The organism is Pseudomonas sp. zjy_15 (assembly GCF_043101865.1).
Taxonomy (GTDB): Bacteria; Pseudomonadota; Gammaproteobacteria; order Pseudomonadales; family Pseudomonadaceae; genus Aquipseudomonas; species Aquipseudomonas putida_Y.
The window spans coordinates 1-22834 of the sequence record NZ_JBICII010000065.1 but is presented as its reverse complement, the minus strand read 5'-3'; the positions used below and the strand labels follow the sequence as shown (position 1 = coordinate 22834).

The following is a 22834-nucleotide window of genomic DNA, read 5'->3' as shown; positions in this document are numbered from 1 at the left end:
TATTTGCCCGGCTCCATGGAACCGGCAACGGAAAAGACGGCCTACTATGCGTGATCAATTGCCTCCACGTCGAATCAGCATGAAGCATTTCCTTCCAAGCACCGCACTGGCTGTGATGATCGGCCTGGGCAGCCTCACGCTCGGCGGCAATGCGGCGGCCGCCAACAAGTGGGACAGCCTGCAGCCCGACCGCGACGAGATCGTCGCCAGCCTCAACGTGGTGGAATTGCTCAAGCGCCACCACTACAGCAAGCCACCTCTGGACGATGCCCGTTCGGTCATTATCTACGACAGCTACATCAAGCTGCTGGACCCGGCGCGCAGCTACTTCACCGCTGCCGACATTGCCGAATTCGATAAATGGAAAAGGCAATTCGACGATTTCCTCAAGAGCGGCAACCTGGACCCGGGCTTCACCATCTACAAACGCTACCTCGACCGCGTCAAGCAACGCCTGGACTTCGCCCTGGCCGAGCTGAACAAGGGCGTGGACAAGATGGACTTCACCACCAAGGAAACCTTGCTGATCGATCGCAAGGACGCACCGTGGATGAAGAACCAGGCCGAGCTCGACGACTTGTGGCGCAAACGCGTGAAAGACGAAGTGCTGCGCCAGAAGATCGCCGGCAAGGAACCCAAGCAGATCCAGGAAACCCTGATCAAGCGTTACAAGAACCAGCTCGCGCGCCTGGATCAGACCCGTGCCGAGGACATCTTCCAGGCCTACATCAACACCTTCGCCCAGTCCTACGACCCACACACCAACTACCTGTCGCCGGACAACGCCGAGAACTTCGACATCAACATGAGCCTGTCGCTCGAAGGCATCGGTGCGGTGCTGCAAAGCGACAACGACCAGGTCAAGATCGTGCGCCTGGTGCCGGCAGGCCCGGCAGCCAAGACCAAGCAGGTGGCCCCGGCCGACAAAATCATCGGCGTAGCCCAGGGCAACAAGGAAATGGTCGACGTGGTGGGCTGGCGCCTGGACGAAGTGGTCAAGCTGATCCGTGGCCCAAAAGGCTCGGTGGTGCGCCTGGAAATCATCCCGGCCAGCAATGCACCTAGCGACCAGACCAGCAAGATTGTGTCGATCACCCGTGAAGCGGTGAAGCTTGAAGAGCAGGCGGCGAAGAAGTCGGTGCTCAAGCTCAAGCAGGACGGGCGTGACTACAAGCTGGGCATCATCGAGATTCCAGCCTTCTACCTGGACTTCAAGGCCTACCGTGCGGGCGACCCGGAGTACAAGAGCACCACGCGTGACGTGAAGAAGCTGCTCACCGAACTGCAAAAAGAAAAAGTCGATGGCGTGGTCATCGACCTGCGCAACAACGGCGGCGGCTCGCTGCAGGAAGCCACCGAGCTGACCAGCCTGTTCATCGAAAAAGGCCCGACCGTGCTGGTGCGCAATAGTGACGGCCGCGTCGACGTGCTGGAAGACGAAAACCCGGGGGCCTTCTACAAGGGCCCGCTGGCACTGCTGGTCAACCGCCTGTCGGCCTCGGCATCGGAGATCTTCGCCGGTGCCATGCAGGACTACCACCGCGCGCTGATCATCGGTGGCCAGACCTTCGGCAAAGGCACCGTGCAGACCATCCAGCCGCTCAACCATGGCGAGCTGAAGCTGACCCTGGCCAAGTTCTACCGCGTTTCCGGGCAGAGCACCCAGCATCAGGGGGTACTGCCGGACATCGACTACCCATCGATCATCGACACCAAGGAAATCGGCGAGAGCGCCCTGCCAGAGGCCATGCCGTGGGACACCATCCGCCCGGTGGTCAAGCCTGTGGCCGATCCGTTCAGGCCGTTCCTGGCCCAGCTCAAGGCGCAGCATGAGGCACGCAGCGACAAGGATGCCGAGTTCACCTACATCCGCGACCGCCTGGCCCTGACCCAGAAGCTGATGAACGAGAAAACCGTCAGCCTCAACGAACAGGAACGCCGCGCCCGCCACGACAGCATCGAAACCAAGCAACTGGCGCTGGAAAACATCCGCCGCAAGGCCAAGGGTGAAGAACCGCTGAAAGAGCTGAAGAAAGAGGACGAAGACGCTCTGCCGGTCGAGGATGAAAACACCAAGCCGGAAGACGACGCTTACCTTGCGGAAACCGGTCGCATTCTGATCGACTACCTCAGTGCCAGCACCAAGGTGGCCAAGAAGTAAGGCATCTCAGCAATGATGGCAGAATAATGCGACCTGTCATCAAACAGTCATCGTGCTGTCGTGAAATATGGGGGCCGGGCATGTAGATGCCCGGCCTTTTCATTTTCAGGAATACATCATGACCGTTGCCGAACAGCTCAGTGCCTTGAGTGCCATCCTGGCTCAACGCAGTATTCACAGTCTGTTCCAGCCTATCGTGTGCCTGAGTGAACATAGGGTGTTCGGCCATGAGGCGCTGAGCCGTGGTCCGTCCAACAGCCCGCTGCATGCGCCGCTCAACCTGTTTACCATCGCCCGCCAGGCCGGCCGCCTGACCGAGCTGGAAGCCGCTTGCCGAGAAAGCGCCTGCCGACGCTTCAGCGAGCAGCAACTGCAGGGCAAACTGTTTCTCAACATCTCGCCCGAATCGCTGCTGGAGCCGCACTACCCTTCTGGCCTGACCCTGAAACTGCTCGAACAGGTTGGCCTGCCGCCCAGCCGGGTGGTGATCGAGTTGACCGAGCACACGCCCACCGACGATTTCCAGCTGCTGTCCAATGCCCTGCACCACTATCGCGACATGGGCTTCTCGATTGCCATCGACGACCTGGGCGCGGGATATTCCAGCCTGCGCCTGTGGTCGGAGCTGCGCCCCGAATACGTGAAGATCGACCGGCACTTCATTGACGGCATCCACCGTGACCCGCTCAAGCGCGAGTTTGTTGGCTCCATTCTGCAGATCGCCCGGGCATCGAAGGCACAGGTGATTGCCGAGGGCATCGAGCTGGCGGAAGAGCTGGCGGTGCTGGTGGAGATGGGCGTGGACCTGGTGCAGGGCTACTTGTTAGGGCGGCCACAGGAGATGGGGGTACGCGACAGCGGGCTTTTACCAGCACTGACGCAGGTGCCACTGGCTGAACAACCGACAGTGCACTTGAATGCCACGATCGGGCAGCTGCTGGAGCTATTTGGCCGATACCAGCACCTGGAGGCATTGGAAGTGGTGGATGCCGATGGCAGGGGGTGCGGGTTGATTCACAGGGATGCGCTGCCTGTGCCGGCCTATTCGCGGGTGAACCCGCTCCTACAACAGCCTGATTCCAACCCCCGATGTGTGCCCACCACCGTGGTAGGAGCGGGTTTACCCGCGAATACGGTGGCGGCGGCAACGGTGAACGGCGGGTGGAGATTGGCCAGCAGGGCCGGCCTCTTCGCGGGTGAACCCGCTCCTACACGACGGCCTGTGGCCAACCCCTGATGTGTGGCCACCACCGATCAGTGTGGTAGGAGCGGGTTTACCCGCGAATGCGGTAGCGGCGGCAATGGTGAACGGCGGGTGGAGATTGGCCAGCAGACCCGGCCCTTTCGCGGCTGAACCTGAAGACGTAAAAAACCCGCCTGCCGGTCAGGGCAGGCGGGTTTTTGGGTACAGCGCCAGTATCAGTACGACAGACCGAAGTGCTCTTCGTCCATCGCCATCAGGTTGTTGGCGCCCGACAGCATGGTCGCCACATGGGTACGGGTACGTGGCAGGATGCGCTGGAAGTAGAAGCGGGCAGTCTGCAGCTTGGCGGTGTAGAACGCCTCCTCGCTGGTGCCGGCTGCCAGTTTCTCGGCGGCCAGGCGGGCGATGTCGGCCCAGAAGTAGGCCAGGCAGGCATAGCCGGAGTACATCAGGTAATCGACCGAAGCCGCACCCACTTCTTCACGGTCCTTCATGGCAGCCATGCCCACTTTCATGGTCAGCTCGCCCCACTCCTTGTTGATGGCCGCCAGTGGTTCGATGAACTCCTTGACCGCTTCGTTACCTTCTTGCGCCTGGCAGAACTTGTGCACGATCTTGGTGAAGCCCTTCAGTGCTTCGCCCTGAGTCATCAGCACTTTACGACCGAGCAGGTCGAGGGCCTGAATACCGGTAGTGCCCTCGTACAGCATGGAGATACGGCTGTCGCGCACGTTCTGCTCCATGCCCCATTCGGCGATGAAGCCATGGCCGCCGTAGATCTGCACGCCGTGGTTGGCGGCTTCGAAACCGACTTCGGTCATGAATGCCTTGGCGATCGGGGTCAGGAACGCCAGCAGGGCGTCAGCCTTCTTGCGCTCTTCTTCGTCCTGGCTGTACTTGACGATGTCCACCTGCTTGGCGGTGAAGTAAACCATCGCGCGGTTGCCTTCGGCGAAGGCCTTCATGGTCAGCAGCATGCGACGCACGTCCGGGTGGACGATGATCGGGTCAGCGGCCTTGTCCGGTGCTTTCGGGCCGGTCAGGGAACGCATCTGCAGACGCTCGCGGGCGTACTTCAGGCCACCCTGGAACGCCACCTCGGCGTGGGCCAGGCCTTGCAGCGCAGTCCCCAGGCGAGCAGTGTTCATGAAGGTGAACATGCAGTTCAGGCCTTTGTTGGCAGGGCCAATCAGGTAGCCGGTGGCAGCATCGAAGTTCATCACGCAGGTAGCGTTACCGTGGATGCCCATCTTGTGTTCGATCGAGCCACAGCTCACGCCGTTGCGTTCACCCACGCCACCCTCGGCATTGGGCAGGAACTTCGGCACGATAAACAGCGAAATACCCTTGGTACCGGCCGGTGCGTCCGGCAGGCGGGCCAGAACGATATGGACGATGTTGTCGGCCATGTCGTGCTCGCCGGCCGAAATGAAGATTTTGGTGCCCGACACCTTGTAGCTGCCGTCGGCCTGTGGCTCGGCCTTGGTGCGCAGCATGCCCAGGTCGGTACCGCAGTGCGGTTCGGTCAGGCACATGGTGCCGGTCCACTCGCCGGACACCAGCTTGGTCAGGTAGGTGTGCTGCTGCTCGGCAGTGCCATGCGCAGAAATAGTGTTCATCGCGCCATGCGACAAGCCTGGGTACATACCCCACGACCAGTTCGAACCACCGACCATTTCGCTCAGGGCCAGGCCCAGCGACTCTGGCAGGCCTTGACCGCCGTGCTCGACGTCATGCGCCAGGCTAGGCCAGCCGCCTTCGACGAACTGCTCGTAGGCTTCTTTGAAGCCGGTTGGGGTTTTCACCCCCGACTCGCTCCAGGTGCAGCCTTCCTGGTCACCCACACGGTTCAGCGGCGACAGCACCTGCTCACAGAACTTCGCGCCTTCTTCAAGGATCGCGTCGACCATGTCGGGCGTGGCGTCCTGGCAGCCCGGCAGGCTCTGATAGTGCGCTTCATAGCCAAGCAGCTCGTCGCGAACGAAGCGGATATCACGCAAGGGGGCTTTGTAGTCAGGCATGGCGATGAACCTCTAGGTGAGTTCTGTGGGGTGACCCGCGCTTGGCGGAAGCCGATCAAACAGTTGTTTGAAACTTACGTTTAGCTTAGCTTTCTGTCAAGGATGGACTATGGTGCCATTTACGCCACGGAAAATGGCAAATCAGTCATGCCATGGCACAAACCCTTGTAGGAGCGGGCTTGCCCGCGAAGAGGCCCGACCAGACAAAATTGTTGTCTGATCGGACGCATTCGCGGGCAAGCCCGCTCCTACATGGGCAGGCGCTGAAATAGGGGATGACGCAAGTGTTCAGGCGTAGGTGTCGATGATCCGGCCAAGCATTTCGTCGGATGCCTTGACGACCTTTGCGCCAAGCTCGACTTCGGTCTTGCCCACCGCCTGTTGCACGACACTGGTGGCCATGTCCATCTGCTGGCTGCGGTCGACCGCGCGCAAGCGTTCGGCCTGAAAATCGCTGGACTGGCTAGTGGCGGTGCGTTCGGCAGTGGTGTTGGCGATCTGGCTGGCAGCCTGATCGACGCGGTTCTGCCCGGTCTGGATTGCGCTCAGGCCCGCGTAGTAGGCGGAGCTACCGGTGATTTCCATGTCAGGACTCCATTGACGCTGGATGACGAACAGCCCCAATTAAAACAGGCTGGGGACAAAAAGGCCCGTTTAAATCCCTAATGGCTCAATGCCAGTTGATAGGCCTTGGGTATTCCTGCACTGGCCTAGTCGCGGGTAACCCCGCGCCTACAACGGTATGCGTTCCCTCGTAGGAGCGGGTTTACCCGCGAAGAGGCCGGGCCTGCAACACACTAATCCAGCAGATCCAGTTGCAGATGCTCAGCCACCATGTCGGCACTGGCCTGCTTGAGCTTGGGAACCCGCCCCAGGCAAGGCGCCGGCAGGCGCTCTGCAAGGCTGGCCAGGTTCTCTTCCAGTCGCGAGGTGCGCGGCTCGATGATGTTTGCCACCCAACCCGCCAACTGCAGCCCATCGCGCTCGATCGCCTCGGCGCTAAGCAAGGCATGGCTGATGCAACCCAACCGCACGCCTACCACCAGTATCACCGGCAACTGCAAGGCAACGGCAAGGTCGGACAGGTTATCCAGACCCGACAGCGGTACGCGCCAGCCACCGGCTCCCTCTATCAGGGTGAAGTCGGCATTTTGTTGCAGCACATTGCGCATCGCCGCGAGCAGGTCTGGCACTGCCAGCGTCACCCCTGCCTCGCGCGCCGCGACATGCGGGGCAATAGCAGGCTCGAAGGCAAACGGATTGACCTGCTCATAGGGCAGCTTGACCGTGCTTTCGTCGATAAGCGCCAGGGCATCGCTATTGCGCAAGCCTTTCGGCGTCATCGTGCAGCCTGAGGCAACCGGCTTGGCACCCAGCGTGCTCATGCCCTGCAAACGCGCCGCATGCAACAGGCCGGCGGCGATGGTGGTCTTGCCAACATCGGTGTCGGTACCCGCAATGAAAAAGGCCTGGCTCATCGTGCTCCCCTTACGCCTGTGGCTTGCGCAACACACCATAGACCACTTGATAGGTGGCTGGCAGCCCCGCGGGCTGGCGAAATGCCTCATAGGCCTGCAACAGGCCCTGCATTCGCGCCCTGCCGGTGAGACCGGAAGGTCGCCCAGGGTTCAGATTGTGCGCCCCCAACGCCTTCAGTTCGTGGGTCAGGCTGCGCACATCCGGGTAGTGCAGCACATGCGGGCACCGCTCCAGCTCAAGCTGTTCAAAACCGCTGGCTGCACACAGGCGCTGGTAGTCTTCGAAACGGCGGAAGCGGTTTACATGCACCAGGCCATCCACCGCCTGCCAGCTGGCGCGCAGCTCGTCGAGGGTGCCCACGCACAGGCTGCTGAAGGCCAGTACACCGCCTGGGCGCAGCACCCGCTGCGCCTCGGCCAGCACACTGGCGAACTGATCGCACCACTGCACCGCCAGACTGGAAAACACCAGATCGACGCTGCCATCGCGCAGCGGCAAACGCTCGGCGTCGCCAACCACGTGATACTGCGCCCCGCCCTTTACATGACGGGCGTGAAGCAACATGCCTTCGGCAATATCCACCGCCAGGCCACAGGCCTGGGTGAAACGCTCAGCCAGCATGCGGCTGAAATGGCCGGTGCCACTGCCCAGGTCCAGCCAGTGTGACGGCTGCAGGCCTACCGGCAACTGCTCCATCAGGCTCAGACCAACAGCGCGCTGAAGGGCCGCCACGCTGTCATAGCTGGCTGCGGCGCGGGAGAACGAGGCCGCCACCTGGCGCTTGTCGGGCAATGCGCCGGGCAGGGTCGGACGGGAAAGGTCAGTCATCGCCACTCTCATGCAGGAAACTCTTGATGCCCGTCGCCAGCTCCTGCGGGTACTCCAGCAGGAACGCGTGGGAACTGTCTTCGACCAGGCCCACTTCCACATCGGGCAACAGCTCGCTCAACGCCTTTGCCGCCTCTGCCGGCACTAGCGCATCGCTGCCGGCAAACAGGTGCAGCTGCGGGCCTCCATAGGCTTGCAAGGCTTCGCGGGTGTCCAGCTTGGCCAGCACTTCAAGGCCAGTGGCCAGGTACAACGGGTCGGTATCCGGCACGCCGACACCCAGTTGGCGCAACAGGGTACGCGGCTGCAGGGCGCCGTCGCTGCACAAGGTACGGAAGCGCTTGAGGGTGACCTGGGTATGGCTGCGGCAGCCGTCGAGAAAGGTGCCGAAGGTGTCTTCGGCCATGCCGTGGGGCCAGTCTGGCCGGGCCAGGAAGCTGGGGTTGCTGGCCAAGGTCAGCAGCCCGCAGCAGTGGTCGCCACGCTTGTGCGCCAGCGCGCTGGCCAGCATGCCACCCAGTGACCAGCCACCCAGCCAGACATCGTTGGGCAGCTTGCGGTCCAGATGGTCGATCCAGGCCTGCACATCGCTGTGGGCCAGTTCTGGCAGGGGCATCAGCTCTACCTGCAGGCGGGCGTCCTGGGCCCGCAGGCTAGCGGCCAGCGGCTCCAGCGCAGCAGTTCCCAAGCCCCAGCCAGGCAACAGAACAAGTCGATTACGCATCGGCGTTCTCCAACTGTGGATAACACTCGGCCAATGCATTCAACAATAGCTGCACCTGCGCCTCGCTGTGCGCGGCACTCAGGGTCACCCGCAGGCGTGCACTGCCAGCCGGCACGGTGGGTGGGCGGATGGCCGTCACCAGCAAGCCGCGCTCACGCAGCAGGCGTGACAGGCGCAACGCCTGCGCACTGTCGCCGATCACGATGGGCTGGATTGGCGTCGGGCTGTCCATCAACTGCAGCCCCATCTGCTGCGCGCCTTCCCGGAACTGGCGAATCAAGGCTGCCAGATGCTCCCGCCGCCAGGTTTCACGGCGCAGCAGCTCCAGGCTCTTGAGTGTGGCGCAGGCCAGCGCCGGTGGCTGGCTGGTGGTGTAGATGTAGGGGCGGGCGAACTGCACCAGCGCCTCGATCAGCGCTTCGCTGCCAGCAACAAAGGCGCCCGCAGTGCCGCAAGCCTTGCCCAGCGTACCAATCAGCACCGGTACGTCATCCATGCCCAGGCCAAAGTGCTCGACGATGCCGCCGCCCTGTGCGCCCAAGGTACCCAGGCCATGGGCATCGTCAACCATCAACCAGGCTCCGCGAGCACGGGCGACATCGGCCAGCGCCGGCAGGTCGGCCAGGTCACCGTCCATGCTGAATACGCCATCGGTCACCACCAAGGTATTGCCGACTGCCTTGTCCAGGCGGCTGGCCAGGCTGGCCGGGTCGTTGTGCAGGTATCGGTTGAAGCGGGCACCACTGAGCAGCCCGCCATCCAGCAACGAAGCATGGTTCAGGCGGTCTTGCAGCACCGTGTCGCCCTGCCCCACCAGCGCGGTGATGGCGCCCAGATTGGCCATATAGCCGGTGGAGAACAACAGGGCGCGCGGGCGGCCGGTGAGTTCAGCCAGTGCCTCTTCAACCTGATGGTGTGGGGTGCTGTGGCCAACCACCAGGTGCGAGGCACCACCCCCCACCCCCCAGCGCTCGGCGCCGGCCTGCCAGGCGGCGATCACCTCGGGGTGGTTGGCCAGGCCCAGGTAGTCATTGCTGCAGAAGGCCAGCAACCGTTGGCCGTCGACCACCACTTCCGGCCCCTGCGGGCTTTCCAGCAATGGCCGCTGCCGATACAGGTCTGCGGCGCGCCGTTCGGCCAGGCGCGCAGCCAGATCGAAAGCCATGTCAGGCTGTCGCGGCGTCGTAGAACATCTCGCTGCTGCGCTGCTCGACCAGCGCTTGCTCGATGGCTGCCTGGTGCACTTCGTCGGCATGTTCTTCACGCGCTTCGGGCTTGATACCCAAGCGTGCGAACAGCTGCATGTCCTTGTCGGCCTGGGGGTTGGCGGTGGTCAGCAGTTTTTCGCCGTAGAAGATCGAGTTGGCGCCCGCCATGAAGGCCAAGGCCTGCATCTGCTCGTTCATCTGCTCGCGGCCGGCGGACAGGCGCACGTGAGACTTGGGCATGAGGATACGGGCCACGGCCAGCATACGGATAAAGTCGAACGGGTCGACGTCCTCTTCCTCAGCCAGCGGCGTGCCGGCCACCTTGACCAGCATGTTGATCGGCACCGACTCCGGGTGCTCCGGCAGGTTGGCCAGCTGGATCAGCAGGCCGGCGCGGTCGTCCAGCGACTCACCCATGCCCAGAATGCCACCAGAGCAGATTTTCATCCCGGCATCGCGCACGTAGGCCAGGGTCTGCAGACGCTCGCTGTAGGTACGCGTAGTGATGATGCTGCCGTAGAACTCCGGCGAGGTGTCGAGGTTGTGGTTGTAGTAGTCCAGGCCAGCCTGGGCCAGGGCCTTGGTCTGCTCCTGGTCGAGCTTGCCGAGGGTCATGCAGGTTTCCAGGCCCATGGCCTTGACGCCTTTGACCATCTCCAGCACGTAGGGCATGTCTTTGGCCGACGGGTGCTTCCACGCCGCCCCCATGCAGAAACGGGTAGAACCGATGGCTTTGGCGCGGGCAGCTTCTTCCAGCACCTTCTGCACTTCCATCAGCTTCTGTTTTTCCAGCCCGGTGTTGTAGTGGCCGGACTGCGGACAATATTTGCAATCTTCCGGGCAGGCACCGGTCTTGATCGACAGCAAGGTCGAAACCTGCACGCGGTTGGGGTCGAAATGCGCGCGGTGCACGGTCTGCGCCTGGAACAGCAAGTCATTGAACGGTTGCTGGAACAGCGCCTTGACCTCGGCCAGGGACCAGTCGTGACGTGTTGTTGCAGTTGTGCTGGCGCTCATCGGCGTTTCCTTGTTTAGGCTGTAGCTGGCGCCGGGACAGGAAAGCCCGCCAGCGCATCACGGATAGCTCGCATAGTCATGGAAGGCCTATGAACTGTCAACTGTACTGGAATCGACTGGTTTACAAGTGCTCACTTATTAATCAGCAGTGTTTGTTATGCGATGAGCCTGCCGAGCAGCACTACCCGCTGTGCATCACCTGCGAACAGGCGCTGCCCTGGCTGGGTGATCAATGCCGGCATTGCGCCCTGCCCTTGCCCATGGCCGGCCTGACCTGCGCCGTGTGCGGCCGCGGCTTGCCGGCCTTCGATCAGGTCATTGCCCTGTGGCAGTTCGGCTTTCCGGTGGATACGTTGATCAGCCGCTTCAAGCACAATCGCCAATGGCCTTTGGGGCGCCTGATGGCTGAGCTACTCGGGCAAGGGCTGCTGTATCGCTATGCCGAAGGGCTGCCCCGCCCTGACCTGCTGTTGCCTGTGCCTTTGGCCAGGCGTCGACTGCGCGAGCGGGGGTTCAACCAGGCGGGGATGCTTGGGCGGTGGTTGTCGTCGCACGTCGGGGTAACATGCAACGAGCGATTGCTGGTCCGCACCCGCGAAACACCGGCACAGCAGCATCTGGGCGCCAAGGCACGACGGCGCAATTTGCGCCAGGCGTTCGCGGTAACGGGGGAGCTGGAAGGCAAGCATGTCGCCATCGTCGATGATGTGTTGACCACCGGTGCCACTGCGCAGGCTATTGCCATGGCACTGCGCAAGGCCGGTGCACGGCGGGTGGATGTGTATTGCCTGGCACGTACGCCCAAACCGGGGTATGTATGACCAGGCGCGACCTGCCCATTTGTAAAGCACCCTTGTATACGGAATACCCATGTCCCTACCCCCCCTTCTCACCCAGCACATCGCCCGCCGCCCACAGCGCATCGCGCTGCTGCAGCACATTGCCGAACAAGGCTCGATCACCCGCGCAGCCAAGGCAGCGGGTATCAGCTACAAGGCGGCCTGGGATGCCATCGACGAGCTCAACAATCTGGCCAGCCAACCTTTGGTCAAGCGCAGCACCGGTGGCCGTGGCGGCGGCGGTGCGCACTTGTCGCCGGAAGGCGAGCGGGTGCTGCGCCTGTACCAACGGCTGCAGGCCCTGCAGGCACAAATCCTTGAAGCCGCCGAAGAATCCAGCGACCTCGACCTGCTCGGGCGCCTGATGCTGCGCACCAGTGCGCGCAACCAGTTGCAGGGCCAGGTCAGCGCCCTGCGCCCAGAAGGCCGGTATGACCGCGTCAGCCTGGCATTGAGTGGCGGGCTGGAGATCGATGCGCTGATCACCCACGACAGCACGGCGCGCCTGGAGCTGACAGTGGGAACAACGGTGGTGGCGCTGCTCAAGGCCGGGTGGGTGCGCTTGTTGGCGGAGGGGGAAGAGGCCGAAGCGGGGAGCAATTGCCTTTGCACGAAGGTGGAGGAAGTGCTGGCAGAGGTCGATGGGCCCAGTGAAGTCAGGCTGGCGTTAGGCAACGGGCAGACCCTGTGTGCAATGGCTGACGCGCACTGGTTGGCTGCCCAGCAGGTCGTGGATGGCAGTGTGGTGCGGGTGCAGTTTCACCCGTCTTATGTGTTGATCGGGGTTCCCGCTTAGTCTGGCCGCGCGGTGCGCGGTTCGCGGGCTTGCCCGCTCCCACAGGGACCGCACCACCCGATGCATCTGGGCCGAAATGTGCGGGCACGCCCGCGAAGGGGCCGGCACCGGTATAAAGCGGTACCATGGCCCCACGCCGCTTACCCTCCGGAGCCACCATGTCCCACCCCTTCGACACCCTCACCCCCGACCTGGTCCTGGACGCAGTGGAAAGCCTGGGCTTTCTCAGCGATGCGCGGGTGCTGGCGCTGAACAGCTACGAGAACCGCGTGTACCAGGTGGGCATCGAAGACGCGCAGCCGTTGATTGCCAAGTTCTACCGCCCAGGCCGCTGGAGCGATGCGGCCATCCTCGAAGAACACGCCTTCACAGCCGAACTCGCCGACTGCGAGGTCCCGGTGGTTGCGCCCATGCAGCACGATGACCGCACCTTGTTCGAACACAAGGGCTTCCGCTTCACGCTGTTCCCACGTCGCGGCGGCCACGCCCCCGAACCTGGCAACCTCGACCAGTTGTATCGCCTGGGCCAGTTACTTGGCCGCCTGCATGCCGTGGGCGCCAGCAAGCCGTTCAAGCACCGTGAGGCACTGGCTGTGGACAACTTTGGCCACGCCTCGCTGAACACCTTGCTGGAGGGTAATTTTGTCCCGCGTGAACTGCTGCCGGCGTTCGAGTCCGTGGCCCGCGATCTGCTCAAGCGGGTGGAGGACATCTACGCTCGCACACCACACCAGCTCATCCGCCTGCACGGCGACCTGCACCCGGGCAACCTGATGCACCGTGACGAGGTGTACCACGTGGTCGACCTCGACGATTGCCGCATGGGCCCAGCGGTGCAAGACCTGTGGATGATGCTGGCCGGCAACCGCGAGGAGCGCCTGGGGCAACTGGCCGAGCTGATCGACGGCTATAACGAGTTCCACGACTTCGACCCGCGCGAGCTGGCCCTGATCGAGCCCCTGCGCGCCCTGCGCCAGCTGCACTATAGCGCCTGGCTGGCAAGGCGCTGGGACGACCCGGCGTTCCCGCCCAGCTTCCCTTGGTTCGGCCAGCCACGCTACTGGGGCGACCAGATTCTCGCCTTGCGCGAACAGATGGCTGCGCTGGATGAAACACCGCTGAAATTGTTCTAGAAGCACGCCCACCTCTGTCTACAATAGGCGTCGCTTTATTTAGCAACCTAAGCAAGGATTCTGCATGCACGCCGCAAACCCGCGTCGCGGGTACATACTGGGCTTGAGCGCCTACATCATCTGGGGCCTTTTCCCCCTCTACTTCAAGGCAATCCAGAGCGTCCCGGCGGTGGAGATCATTGTCCACCGGGTGCTCTGGTCAGCACTGTTCGGCTCGCTGCTGCTCCTGGTGTGGAAACACCCCGGCTGGTGGCGTGAACTGCGCAACAACCCGCGCCGGCTGGGCATCCTGGCACTGAGCGGGGCACTGATCGCCGGTAACTGGCTGACCTACGTGTGGTCGGTGAACAACGGCCGTATGCTCGAGGCCAGCCTGGGCTATTACATAAACCCGCTGATCAACGTCCTGCTGGGCATGCTGATTCTTGGCGAGCGCCTGCGCCGCCTGCAATGGCTGGCGGTGGGTATGGCCGCCGTAGGTGTCGCGCAGCAGGTGTGGCAAGTGGGCAGCCTGCCGTGGGTATCACTGGTGCTGGCGTTGAGCTTCGGCTTCTATGGGCTGATCCGTAAGCAGGCGCCGGTAGCAGCACTGCCAGGCCTGGTGGTGGAAACCTGGATGCTGGTACCGCTGGCCCTTGGCTGGCTACTGCTGCACCCGTCAGCGATGAGTGCCCAGGGCGCGTTGTATACCAGCAGCGAGGCGCTGTGGCTGATGGCCGCGGGGCCGGTAACGCTGGTGCCGCTGGTATGCTTCAACGCCGCCGCACGGCACCTGCCGTACACCACGCTAGGCTTCCTGCAGTACCTGGCACCGACCTTGGTGCTGTTGCAGGCCGTACTGCTGTTCGATGAGCATTTGTCGTCGAGCACCTTGGTGGCCTTCATGTTCATCTGGGCAGGTTTGGCGATTTACAGCGTGGATGCATGGCTGAGCTTGCGCAAACGCAACTGATCGAAAAACGATCAAAACTCTGCAGGCCATGTAGCTATTGGCCTGCAGAGACATCTCCATAGGTTATCCACACCCTCGTCCCCGTGCTTTGTGCACAAGCTGCTGATAATTGGGTGTTTTTTGAGCAAAGCTCTGCAAGGCACGTGATACCTGGGCTGGAGAGGTACACCCCCAGGTTATCCACAGGGCCTTCCCCGTGATATCGGGATAACGCGACTGGGCCGCAAAGCGGCCCCGGCAATCGCTGATCAATCCTCTGCCCGCAGCTTCAACTCCACCATCAAGTCATCCGCCAGGCTCTCCAGCCGCTGCTGCAGTTCTTCCAGCGGCAAGGTCAACGGCAGCGCCAGCAATGCGTCGGCGTGGAACAACGGCTCACTGCTCATCGGCGCCGGCCGCACTTCTGTGGAAAACCGCTCGACGTTTACCTGCAACTCGGCCAACAAGCGGGTAATGTCCCGTACGATCCCCGGCCGGTCGTTACCCACCAGTTCCATGGCGATCGGCTTCCAGGTGCACGACGGCTCGATCCCGCTCTCGGCAATCAGCACGCGAATGTCATACCTGGCCAGCCCCTGCAGCGAGGCCACAAGCTCGGCGTAATTCTCTGCCGGCACCGCCACCCGCAGAATGCCAGCAAACTGCCCGGCCATCCGCGACATGCGGCTTTCCAGCCAGTTACCACTGTGGTCGGCGATGCACTGGGCAATTCGTTCGACCTGGCCGGCCTTGTCAGGGGCAATTACAGTCAGTACAAGATGATCCACAAGCCCTTCCTCGTGTCGGACCGCGCCGGGCGGCAGAAAATCAGGTGATCGAGTCAGTATAGGCAAGGCGCGGCAACCTGCCGCAGGGCAATCCGCACAGATAATCGTGTACTGTTTCAAGATTTATCTGGAACAATCCACCTGTTTTTTGCGAACATACCCACTCCCAGCGTGACCATACGCGACCAACGGGTCGCATAACGGCGCTTTTAGTCTGATTTTGCCCCGCCTACTGCTTCATGTAGTATCCCGTGGCGCGGACTACAAAACGTCGTTTGGATGTCTGCCAAGGCGCCTGTGAAAATACGCACACTGCCTGCCAGCCTGTCTGGCAGGCCGCACCCAGCCGCCCCCGAGCAAACCCGTGGGCATGCACTGGTGCCGTGTTTAGAGAAGCGCTACAGGCTTAATACAGAAGAGCGAAATAGCTGAGCAGAGTGAGGCAAGCAATGACTGGATACGTTCAAGTCGGTGGCCTTCAGGTCGCCAAGGTCCTGTACGACTTCGTGAACAACGAAGCCATCCCCGGGACCGGCATCGTCGCCGAGCAGTTCTGGGCGGGTGCAGAGAAGATCATCAATGACCTCGCTCCAAAGAACAAAGCCCTGCTCGCCAAGCGCGACGAGCTGCAAGCCAAGATCGACGCCTGGCACCAGGCACGCAAAGGCCAGGCCCACGACGCCGCAGCCTACAAAGCATTCCTCCAGGAAATCGGCTACCTGCTGCCACAAGCCGACGATTTCCAGGCCACCACCCAGAACGTGGACGAAGAAATCGCCCACATGGCCGGCCCGCAACTGGTCGTGCCGGTGATGAACGCCCGCTTCGCCCTGAACGCCGCCAACGCTCGCTGGGGTTCGCTGTACGACGCCCTGTACGGCACCGATGCCATCAGCGATGAAGGCGGCGCTGAAAAAGGCCAGGGTTACAACAAGGTGCGCGGCGACAAGGTCATCGCCTTCGCCCGCGCCTTCCTCGACGAAGCCGCGCCACTGGCAGCCGGCTCGCACGTTGACTCCACGGGCTACCGTATCGAAGGCGGCAAGCTGGTTGTTGCCCTGAAAGGCGGCAGCAACACTGGCCTGCGCGACGATGCGCAACTGATCGGCTTCCACGGCGACGCCGCCGCTCCCACTGCCGTGCTGCTCAAGCACAACGGCCTGCACTTCGAAATCCAGGTCGATGCCAGCACCCCCGTCGGCAGCACCGACGCCGCTGGCGTCAAAGACATCCTGATGGAGTCGGCACTGACCACCATCATGGACTGCGAAGACTCGGTTGCAGCCGTAGACGCTGACGACAAGGTCATCGTCTACCGCAACTGGCTCGGCCTGATGAAAGGCGACCTGGCCGAAAGCGTGAGCAAGGGCGGCAAAACCTTCACCCGCACCATGAACCCGGACCGCGAGTACGCTACGCCTGACGGCGGCAGCGTGACCCTGCACGGTCGTTCGTTGCTGTTCGTGCGCAACGTTGGCCACCTGATGACCAACCCGGCGATCCTCGATGCCCAAGGCAACGAAATCCCCGAAGGTATCCAGGACGGGCTGTTCACCAACCTGATCGCCCTGCACAACCTCAACGGCAACACCAGCCGCAAGAATACCCGCAGCGGCAGCGTGTACATCGTCAAGCCGAAGATGCACGGTCCTGAGGAAGTGGCCTTCGCCGCCGAGATCTTCAGCCAGGTCGAAGACCTGCTGGGCATGCCGCGCAACACCGTCAAGGTCGGCATCATGGACGAGGAACGCCGTACCACGGTCAACCTCAAGTCCTGCATCAAGGCAGCCGCCGAACGCGTGGCGTTCATCAACACCGGTTTCCTTGACCGCACTGGCGATGAAATCCACACCTCGATGGAAGCCGGCGCCGTGGTGCGCAAAGGTGCCATGAAGAACGAGAAGTGGATCGGCGCCTACGAAAACAACAACGTCGACGTTGGCCTGGCCACCGGCCTGCAAGGCCGGGCGCAGATCGGCAAAGGCATGTGGGCCATGCCAGACCTGATGGCCGCCATGCTCGAACAGAAGATCGCCCACCCGCTGGCCGGTGCCAACACCGCCTGGGTACCGTCGCCGACTGCCGCCACCCTGCACGCCCTGCACTACCACAAGGTGGACGTACAGGCGCGCCAGCGTGAACTGGCTTCACGTACCCCGGCGTCGGTGGACGACATTCTGGCCATTCCGCTGGCTGCGGACACCAACTGGTCGGCCGAAGAGATCCGCAACGAGCTGGACAACAACGCCCAGGGCATCCTCGGCTACGTGGTGCGCTGGATCGACCAGGGCGTGGGTTGCTCGAAGGTACCGGACATCAACAACGTCGGCCTGATGGAAGACCGTGCCACCCTGCGCATCTCCGCCCAGTTGCTGGCCAACTGGCTGCGCCACGGCGTGGTCAGCCAGGAGCAGGTGCTGGAAAGCCTCAAGCGCATGGCCGTGGTGGTCGATCAGCAGAACGCTGGCGACGCCCTGTACCGTCCGATGTCGCCGAACTTCGACGACAACGTGGCATTCCAGGCGGCTGTGGAGCTGGTGGTGGAAGGCGGCAAGCAACCGAACGGTTATACCGAGCCGGTACTGCACCGCCGTCGCCGCGAGTTCAAGGCGCGTAACGGGTTGTAAGTTACATCTTCGCCAGGGGGGCCGTTTTGCGGCCCCCACTGCGCATCAAGCCATTTTCAATTCTCTCTTCACCAGCTCCAACAGTTTGCCCAAATCCACCGGCTTGAGCAGGAAATCCACCACGCCCAGGTGCATCACATCCACTGCTTCTTCCACATCGGTGTCGCCCGACACCACAATGATCGACAACGCCGCCCGCTCCGACGCGCGAATTGTCCTGATCAAGTCCAGCCCACTTTCAGGCTGCATGCGCAAATCGGTAATCATCAACCCGATACGCTTCTGGTAGTGCAGGTACAACCTGGCTTCCTCGGCCCCATCCGCCCCCACCGCATCGATGCCCCGGCTTTTCAGGTACAGGACCAGCGCCTCCCGGTTAACCGCGTTGTCATCCACCACAAGCACCAACGGCCTGGCTGCCACAGGCGCACTCTGGTTTATCACGGCCAAGGCCTCGCGCTCGGCGTCGCTCAGGATGTCGGTGTGCTCGGGCATGCTTGTCTCGTCAAAATAATTCCGCTTCAGCATTAGGACCGCATTGCTTGCGTAACCCGTTTCTCCTTTCGTCGGGTCTTTGACAAGGGCGCTCATAGACTTACGTCCAATGGGCACCACCTCGCCGCAAGCCGACCATGGAGGCAGAGAACAACATGGCCGGTACCTATATATAGATATATATAGTTCGGCATAGCGATACGGTCAGTTTCATGAGCAAAAAGGACGCCTACAGCCAGGCGGGCAAGACGGCAGTACTGCAAAACATCCAAGGCACATTGCAGTTCCTGCAGCGCTTCCCGCCGTTCAACCAGATGGAGCACAGCCACCTGGCCTTCTTGGTCGAGCAGTGCCAGCTGCGCTTCTACGCCTGCGGTGAAAGCATCGTCAAACCTGCTGACGGGCCGGTCGAGCACTTCTACATCGTCAAGCAGGGCCGCGTGGTTGGCGAGCGCCAGCATCTGGCCAAACCGGGTGTCGAGACCACGTTCGAGATCACCAGCGGCGAGTGCTTCCCGCTGGCAGCCCTGCTGGGTGAGCGGGCAACCCGCACCGAGCACCTGGCCGGTGAAGACACCTTCTGCCTGCAACTGAACAAGGCCGCATTCATCCGCGTGTTCTCGATGTCTGAAGTGTTTCGGGATTTTGCCCTGCGCGGTGTCAGCAGCCTGCTTGATCAGGTCAACCAGCAAGTACGCCAGCGCGCTGTGGAAACCCTTGGTACCCAGTACTCGCTGAACACCCCCCTGGGTGAACTGGCCATGCGTCACCCGGTGGTGTGCAGCGCCGATACGCCCCTGCGCGAAGCCGTGCGGCTGATGCACGAGCAACAGGTGGGCAGCATCGTGGTGGTCGACCCGCAGCGCTACCCCATCGGTATCTTCACCTTGCGCGATCTGCGCCAGGTGGTGGCGACAATAGATACTGACCTGGGCGCCGCCATCGACCAGCACATGACAGCCAAACCGTTCTACCTCCCACCCCAGGCCAGCGCCTTCGATGCCGCCATGGCCATGACCGAGCGGCATATTGCCCATGTATGCCTGGTGGAAAACCGGCGCCTGTGTGGGGTGGTTTCCGAGCGCGACCTGTTTTCCTTGCAACGGGTCGATCTGGTTCACCTGGCGCGCACCATACGCCATGCGCCACGCCTGGATACGCTGGTTTCACTGCGCGGAGAAATCAGCCAGCTTGTGGAACGCATGCTGGCCCATGGCGCATCGTCGACGCAGATCACCCAGATCATTACCTTGCTCAACGACCATACCGTGTGCCGGGTCATCGAACTGGCCTTGGCCGAACGTGGCGACCCGGGCGTGCCGTTCAGCTGGCTGTGCTTTGGCAGCGAGGGGCGACGCGAGCAGACCCTGCACACCGACCAGGACAACGGCATCCTCTTCGAAGCGGTCGACAGCGCCGAGGCCGACGCCATCCGCGCTCGCCTGCTGCCGCTGGCGCAATACATCAACCAGTGCCTGGCCCAGTGCGGTTTCACCCTGTGCATGGGTAACGTCATGGCCGGCAACCCCGAACTGTGCCTGTCGCGCAGCGAGTGGGCGCGACGCTTTGCCGGGTTTGTTCGCGAAGCCAGCCCGGAGAACCTGCTGGGTTCGAGCATCTACTTCGACCTGCGTGTGGTGTGGGGCGACGAGCAAGGCTGCGAGCAACTGCGCCAGGGCCTGCTGGCACAGGTAGCCGACAACCGCATCTTCCAGCGCATGATGGCTGACAACGCCCTGCGCCAACGCCCGCCGGTGGGCCGGTTGCGCGAGTTCGTGCTGACCCGCCAGGGCAACGACAAGGCGGCGACCCTCGACCTCAAGGTCCAAGGCCTGACGCCCTTCGTCGACGGTGCCCGTTTGCTGGCCCTGGCCAATGGCATAGCTGCCTGCAATACCCTGGAGCGCCTGCGCCAACTGGTGGCCAAGGGCGTGATTGAGCCTTTGGACGGCGCCGCCTATGAAGAGGCCTACCACTTCATCCAGCAAACCCGCATGCAGCAGCACCAGCGCCAGATACGCGACAACCTGCCTTACTCCAACCGGCTCGACCCGGACAGCCTCAACCACCTGGACCGGCGCATCCTGCGCGAGTCGCTGCGCCAGGCCCAGCGCCTGCAAAGCAGCCTGGCCTTGCGGTACCAGTTGTGAGCCTGTTCGCCTGGCTGCGCCCCAGCGCGCCCGAGCTGGACCACACCACACGCCAGCGCCTGGCCCGGTTGCCCAAGCCCGTGCCGCTAGGGGTATGCACCCTGCGCGAGCAGCGCTGGGTGGTGCTGGACCTGGAAACCAGCGGGCTCAACCCCAACCGGGACCAGGTACTGTCGATCGGGGCAGTGGCGATCGAAGACGGTGCCATCGACTTTGCCCAGCAGTTCGAACGCACGCTGCACCGGCCTTTGCAGAAGACCAACGCCAGCGTACTGATCCACGGCCTGGGCCCCAGCGCCCTGGCTGCCGGTTGCGACCCGGCCGAGGCCCTGCTGGATTTGCTCGATTTCATTGGTGACAGCCCGGTGCTGGCGTTTCACGCGTCATTCGACCAGCGCATGCTGGCCCGTGCGCTAAAGGAGAGCCTTGGGCATCGCTTGCAGTCACGGTTCCTCGACGTTGCCGAACTGGCACCGATGCTCAACCCTGACACGGTGCTTCGCGAGGCCGGGCTGGATGACTGGGTGGCGCGGTTTGGCTTGCAGGTAGAAGAGCGCCATCATGCCAGTGCTGATGCCCTGGTGACCGCAGAGCTGGCGTTGATCCTGTTCAGCCAGGCCCGGCGCCAGCAGCTGGACAGCCCGCTGCAGTTGGAGCAGCGGTTGCGCGGGTGGCGACGGCGCAAGATGCAGAGTCATGGTTTGTAGGGATAGGCACTGGAAATTCCAAGGCATACCCTTCAGCCTTTTCCATGATGGCAATCCGATAAGCGTCCATTGCACCCACCCCCTCCCCTCTGCAACAATCGCGAATAATTATCGTTAGTTAATGCATTCGTTCCGGGGGGACGCTGCTTGTCTTCTGCACAAAGCCCACACGCCGATCTGGTCGGTGCGCTGTACCGCGACCACCGCGGCTGGCTGCTCGCCTGGCTGCAACGCAGCATGGCCTGCCGCCAACGTGCTGAAGACCTGAGCCAGGACACCTTCGTGCGCCTGCTCGGTCGTGAGCAACTGGACATACCCCGCGAACCCCGCGCGTTTCTGGCCGCCGTGGCCAAGGGGCTGATGTTCGACCACTTCCGCCGCGCCGCACTGGAACAGGCCTACCTGGCCGAGCTGGCACTGATCCCTGAAGCCGAACAGCCCTCGCCAGAAATGCAGCACCTGATCCTTGAAGACCTCAAAGCCATCGACCGCCTGCTCGGCAAGCTGTCGAGCAAGGCTCGCACTGCGTTTCTGCACAGCCGTCTGGACGGCATGGGCCATGCCGAGATTGCCGAGCGCCTTGGCGTTTCGGTATCACGGGCGCGCCAGTACATCGCCCAAGGCATGCGCCAGTGCTACGTAGCCCTGTACGGGGAGCCGACGTGAGCAACGTCCCTGTTTCGTCCCGGGTTCTGGAAGCCGCGATTGCCTGGAAACTCAGCCTCGGTGACAGCAGCGGCACGCCTGATGAACGCAATGAATTCATGCGCTGGCATGCTGCCAGCGAAGAACACGCACGTGCCTGGCGCCAGCTCGGCGCCATGGACCAGCGCGTTAGCGCGGCGGCTGGCCCGGCACGCCAGGCGTTGCTGCAATCGCGCGTCAGCCTGCGACGACGCATTGGCAAGGTTGGCGGCGGGCTGGCCGGCACGTTTCTGCTCGGGGCGCTGCTGGCATGGGTCGGTGCGCCGTCGCTGGCACCCAGCTACTGGCTGGCCGACCAGCGCACCGCCACGGGTGAATTGCGTACCTTGCGCCTGGAAGACGGCACACTGCTGAGCCTGAACACCCACACCGCCGTGGACATCGACTATGCCGGCGCACAACGGGTGATCGTGCTGCATCAGGGCGAGATCTCGGTCGAAACCGGCCACCAGGACCCACGCCCGCTGCTGGTCCGCACTGAAGACGGTCGCTTGCGGCCACTGGGCACGCGCTTCCTGGTGCGCCGCGAAGCCGGCGGTACGCGCCTGGAAGTGCTGCAAGCCTCGGTCGCCGCCATGCCACATGACAGCGGCGACGAACAGGTGCTGCGCGAAGGCCAGCAAGTGTTGATGAACGCCAACGGCCTCGGCCAGGTTGGCACGGTGCCCGCCGGTGCCGATGCCTGGACCCGCGGCATGCTGGTGGTCGACAACGTACGCCTGGGCGACCTGCTCGCCACATTGGGCCAGTATCGCAGCGGCTACCTCGGGGTGGATGCCAAGGTCGCCGACCTGCGCGTGACCGGCAGCTTCCCGCTGACCAACACCGACCTGGCGCTGGCCTCGCTGGTGCCGGCGTTGCCGGTGAAGATCGAGCGGCATACGCAGTGGTGGGTGAAGGTCACTTCCAAATAGGCCGGGTCTGCTGGCCAATCTCCACCTGCCGTTCACCGTTGCCGCCGCCATCGTATTCGCGGGTAAACCCGCTCCTACCACGGTGGTGGACACACATCGGGGTCGTC

The 22834-nt window shown here is 62.8% G+C and carries 20 protein-coding genes; 11 read left to right on the top strand and 9 right to left on the bottom strand.

Annotated elements, in window-relative coordinates:
* Positions 1–79 precede the first annotated feature (79 nt).
* Positions 80–2161: a carboxy terminal-processing peptidase gene (locus ACF8EF_RS13040; RefSeq protein WP_176685015.1), complete on the top strand. Its 2082-nt coding sequence runs from the start codon at positions 80–82 to the stop codon at positions 2159–2161.
* Positions 2162–2279: 118 nt separating this feature from the next.
* Positions 2280–3398, top strand: coding sequence for an EAL domain-containing protein (locus ACF8EF_RS13035; RefSeq protein WP_392529119.1), 1119 nt, complete (start codon positions 2280–2282; stop codon positions 3396–3398).
* A 182-nt stretch (positions 3399–3580) separates the two neighbouring features.
* On the opposite strand, the gene ACF8EF_RS13030 is transcribed toward ACF8EF_RS13035, so the two are convergent.
* The 7 genes from ACF8EF_RS13030 to bioB form a co-directional block, all read right to left on the bottom strand.
* Positions 3581–5386 carry a phenylacyl-CoA dehydrogenase gene (locus ACF8EF_RS13030; RefSeq protein WP_176683526.1) on the bottom strand — a complete coding sequence of 602 codons (1806 nt, stop codon included), beginning with the start codon at positions 5384–5386 and terminating at the stop codon, positions 3581–3583.
* A 288-nt stretch (positions 5387–5674) separates the two neighbouring features.
* Positions 5675–5971 (bottom strand): hypothetical protein, encoded by a 297-nt coding sequence (locus ACF8EF_RS13025; protein WP_049587144.1) that lies wholly within the window; start codon positions 5969–5971, stop codon positions 5675–5677.
* Positions 5972–6183: 212 nt separating this feature from the next.
* Positions 6184–6864, bottom strand: coding sequence for a dethiobiotin synthase (bioD, locus tag ACF8EF_RS13020; RefSeq protein WP_176683527.1), 681 nt, complete (start codon positions 6862–6864; stop codon positions 6184–6186).
* A 10-nt stretch (positions 6865–6874) separates the two neighbouring features.
* Positions 6875–7693, bottom strand: a complete 819-nt coding sequence (gene bioC, locus ACF8EF_RS13015; protein WP_209968562.1) for a malonyl-ACP O-methyltransferase BioC — start codon at positions 7691–7693, stop codon at positions 6875–6877.
* Positions 7686–8417: an alpha/beta fold hydrolase gene (locus ACF8EF_RS13010; protein ID WP_392461259.1), complete on the bottom strand. Its 732-nt coding sequence runs from the start codon at positions 8415–8417 to the stop codon at positions 7686–7688. The genes bioC and ACF8EF_RS13010 overlap by 8 nt, the downstream gene beginning before the upstream one ends.
* Positions 8410–9582: an 8-amino-7-oxononanoate synthase gene (bioF, locus tag ACF8EF_RS13005; RefSeq protein WP_392461258.1), complete on the bottom strand. Its 1173-nt coding sequence runs from the start codon at positions 9580–9582 to the stop codon at positions 8410–8412. The genes ACF8EF_RS13010 and bioF overlap by 8 nt, the downstream gene beginning before the upstream one ends.
* Position 9583: 1 nt before the next feature.
* Positions 9584–10642 carry a biotin synthase BioB gene (gene bioB, locus ACF8EF_RS13000; RefSeq protein WP_014589423.1) on the bottom strand — a complete coding sequence of 353 codons (1059 nt, stop codon included), beginning with the start codon at positions 10640–10642 and terminating at the stop codon, positions 9584–9586.
* A gap of 89 nt (positions 10643–10731) precedes the next feature.
* Between bioB and ACF8EF_RS12995 the strand changes: the two genes are divergently transcribed.
* The 4 genes from ACF8EF_RS12995 (at position 10732) to rarD (ending at position 14362) form a co-directional block, all read left to right on the top strand.
* Positions 10732–11463 (top strand): ComF family protein, encoded by a 732-nt coding sequence (locus ACF8EF_RS12995; RefSeq protein WP_392461257.1) that lies wholly within the window; start codon positions 10732–10734, stop codon positions 11461–11463.
* A gap of 49 nt (positions 11464–11512) precedes the next feature.
* A complete protein-coding gene (locus tag ACF8EF_RS12990) occupies positions 11513–12277 on the top strand; it encodes a TOBE domain-containing protein (protein WP_176683532.1) in 765 nt (254 codons plus the stop codon).
* 158 nt (positions 12278–12435) lie between these two features.
* A complete protein-coding gene (locus ACF8EF_RS12985; protein ID WP_176683533.1) occupies positions 12436–13410 on the top strand; it encodes a serine/threonine protein kinase in 975 nt (324 codons plus the stop codon).
* Between the two features lie 64 nt (positions 13411–13474).
* Entirely contained in the window at positions 13475–14362 is an 888-nt protein-coding gene (rarD, locus tag ACF8EF_RS12980) for an EamA family transporter RarD (protein ID WP_176683534.1), read from the top strand.
* 248 nt (positions 14363–14610) lie between these two features.
* On the opposite strand, the gene ACF8EF_RS12975 is transcribed toward rarD, so the two are convergent.
* Positions 14611–15129 (bottom strand): glycine cleavage system protein R, encoded by a 519-nt coding sequence (locus tag ACF8EF_RS12975; protein WP_010951709.1) that lies wholly within the window; start codon positions 15127–15129, stop codon positions 14611–14613.
* A 449-nt stretch (positions 15130–15578) separates the two neighbouring features.
* Here ACF8EF_RS12975 and ACF8EF_RS12970 point away from each other — a divergent pair, with 449 nt between their 5' ends.
* Positions 15579–17756 carry a malate synthase G gene (locus tag ACF8EF_RS12970; protein ID WP_176683535.1) on the top strand — a complete coding sequence of 726 codons (2178 nt, stop codon included), beginning with the start codon at positions 15579–15581 and terminating at the stop codon, positions 17754–17756.
* Between the two features lie 45 nt (positions 17757–17801).
* On the opposite strand, the gene ACF8EF_RS12965 is transcribed toward ACF8EF_RS12970, so the two are convergent.
* Complete coding sequence (locus ACF8EF_RS12965; RefSeq protein WP_392461256.1) at positions 17802–18347, bottom strand: response regulator; 546 nt, start codon at positions 18345–18347, stop codon at positions 17802–17804.
* A gap of 116 nt (positions 18348–18463) precedes the next feature.
* Here ACF8EF_RS12965 and ACF8EF_RS12960 point away from each other — a divergent pair, with 116 nt between their 5' ends.
* The 4 genes from ACF8EF_RS12960 (at position 18464) to ACF8EF_RS12945 (ending at position 22727) form a co-directional block, all read left to right on the top strand.
* On the top strand, positions 18464–20401 hold the full coding sequence (locus ACF8EF_RS12960) for a putative nucleotidyltransferase substrate binding domain-containing protein (RefSeq protein WP_209968586.1): 1938 nt from the start codon (positions 18464–18466) through the stop codon (positions 20399–20401).
* Entirely contained in the window at positions 20398–21108 is a 711-nt protein-coding gene (locus ACF8EF_RS12955) for a 3'-5' exonuclease (RefSeq protein ID WP_176683538.1), read from the top strand. Before ACF8EF_RS12960 ends, ACF8EF_RS12955 begins: the two co-directional genes overlap by 4 nt.
* Positions 21109–21255: 147 nt before the next feature.
* Positions 21256–21774 carry an RNA polymerase sigma factor gene (locus ACF8EF_RS12950; RefSeq protein ID WP_176683539.1) on the top strand — a complete coding sequence of 173 codons (519 nt, stop codon included), beginning with the start codon at positions 21256–21258 and terminating at the stop codon, positions 21772–21774.
* Positions 21771–22727: a FecR family protein gene (locus tag ACF8EF_RS12945; protein ID WP_176683540.1), complete on the top strand. Its 957-nt coding sequence runs from the start codon at positions 21771–21773 to the stop codon at positions 22725–22727. Before ACF8EF_RS12950 ends, ACF8EF_RS12945 begins: the two co-directional genes overlap by 4 nt.
* Positions 22728–22834: the final 107 nt, after the last annotated feature.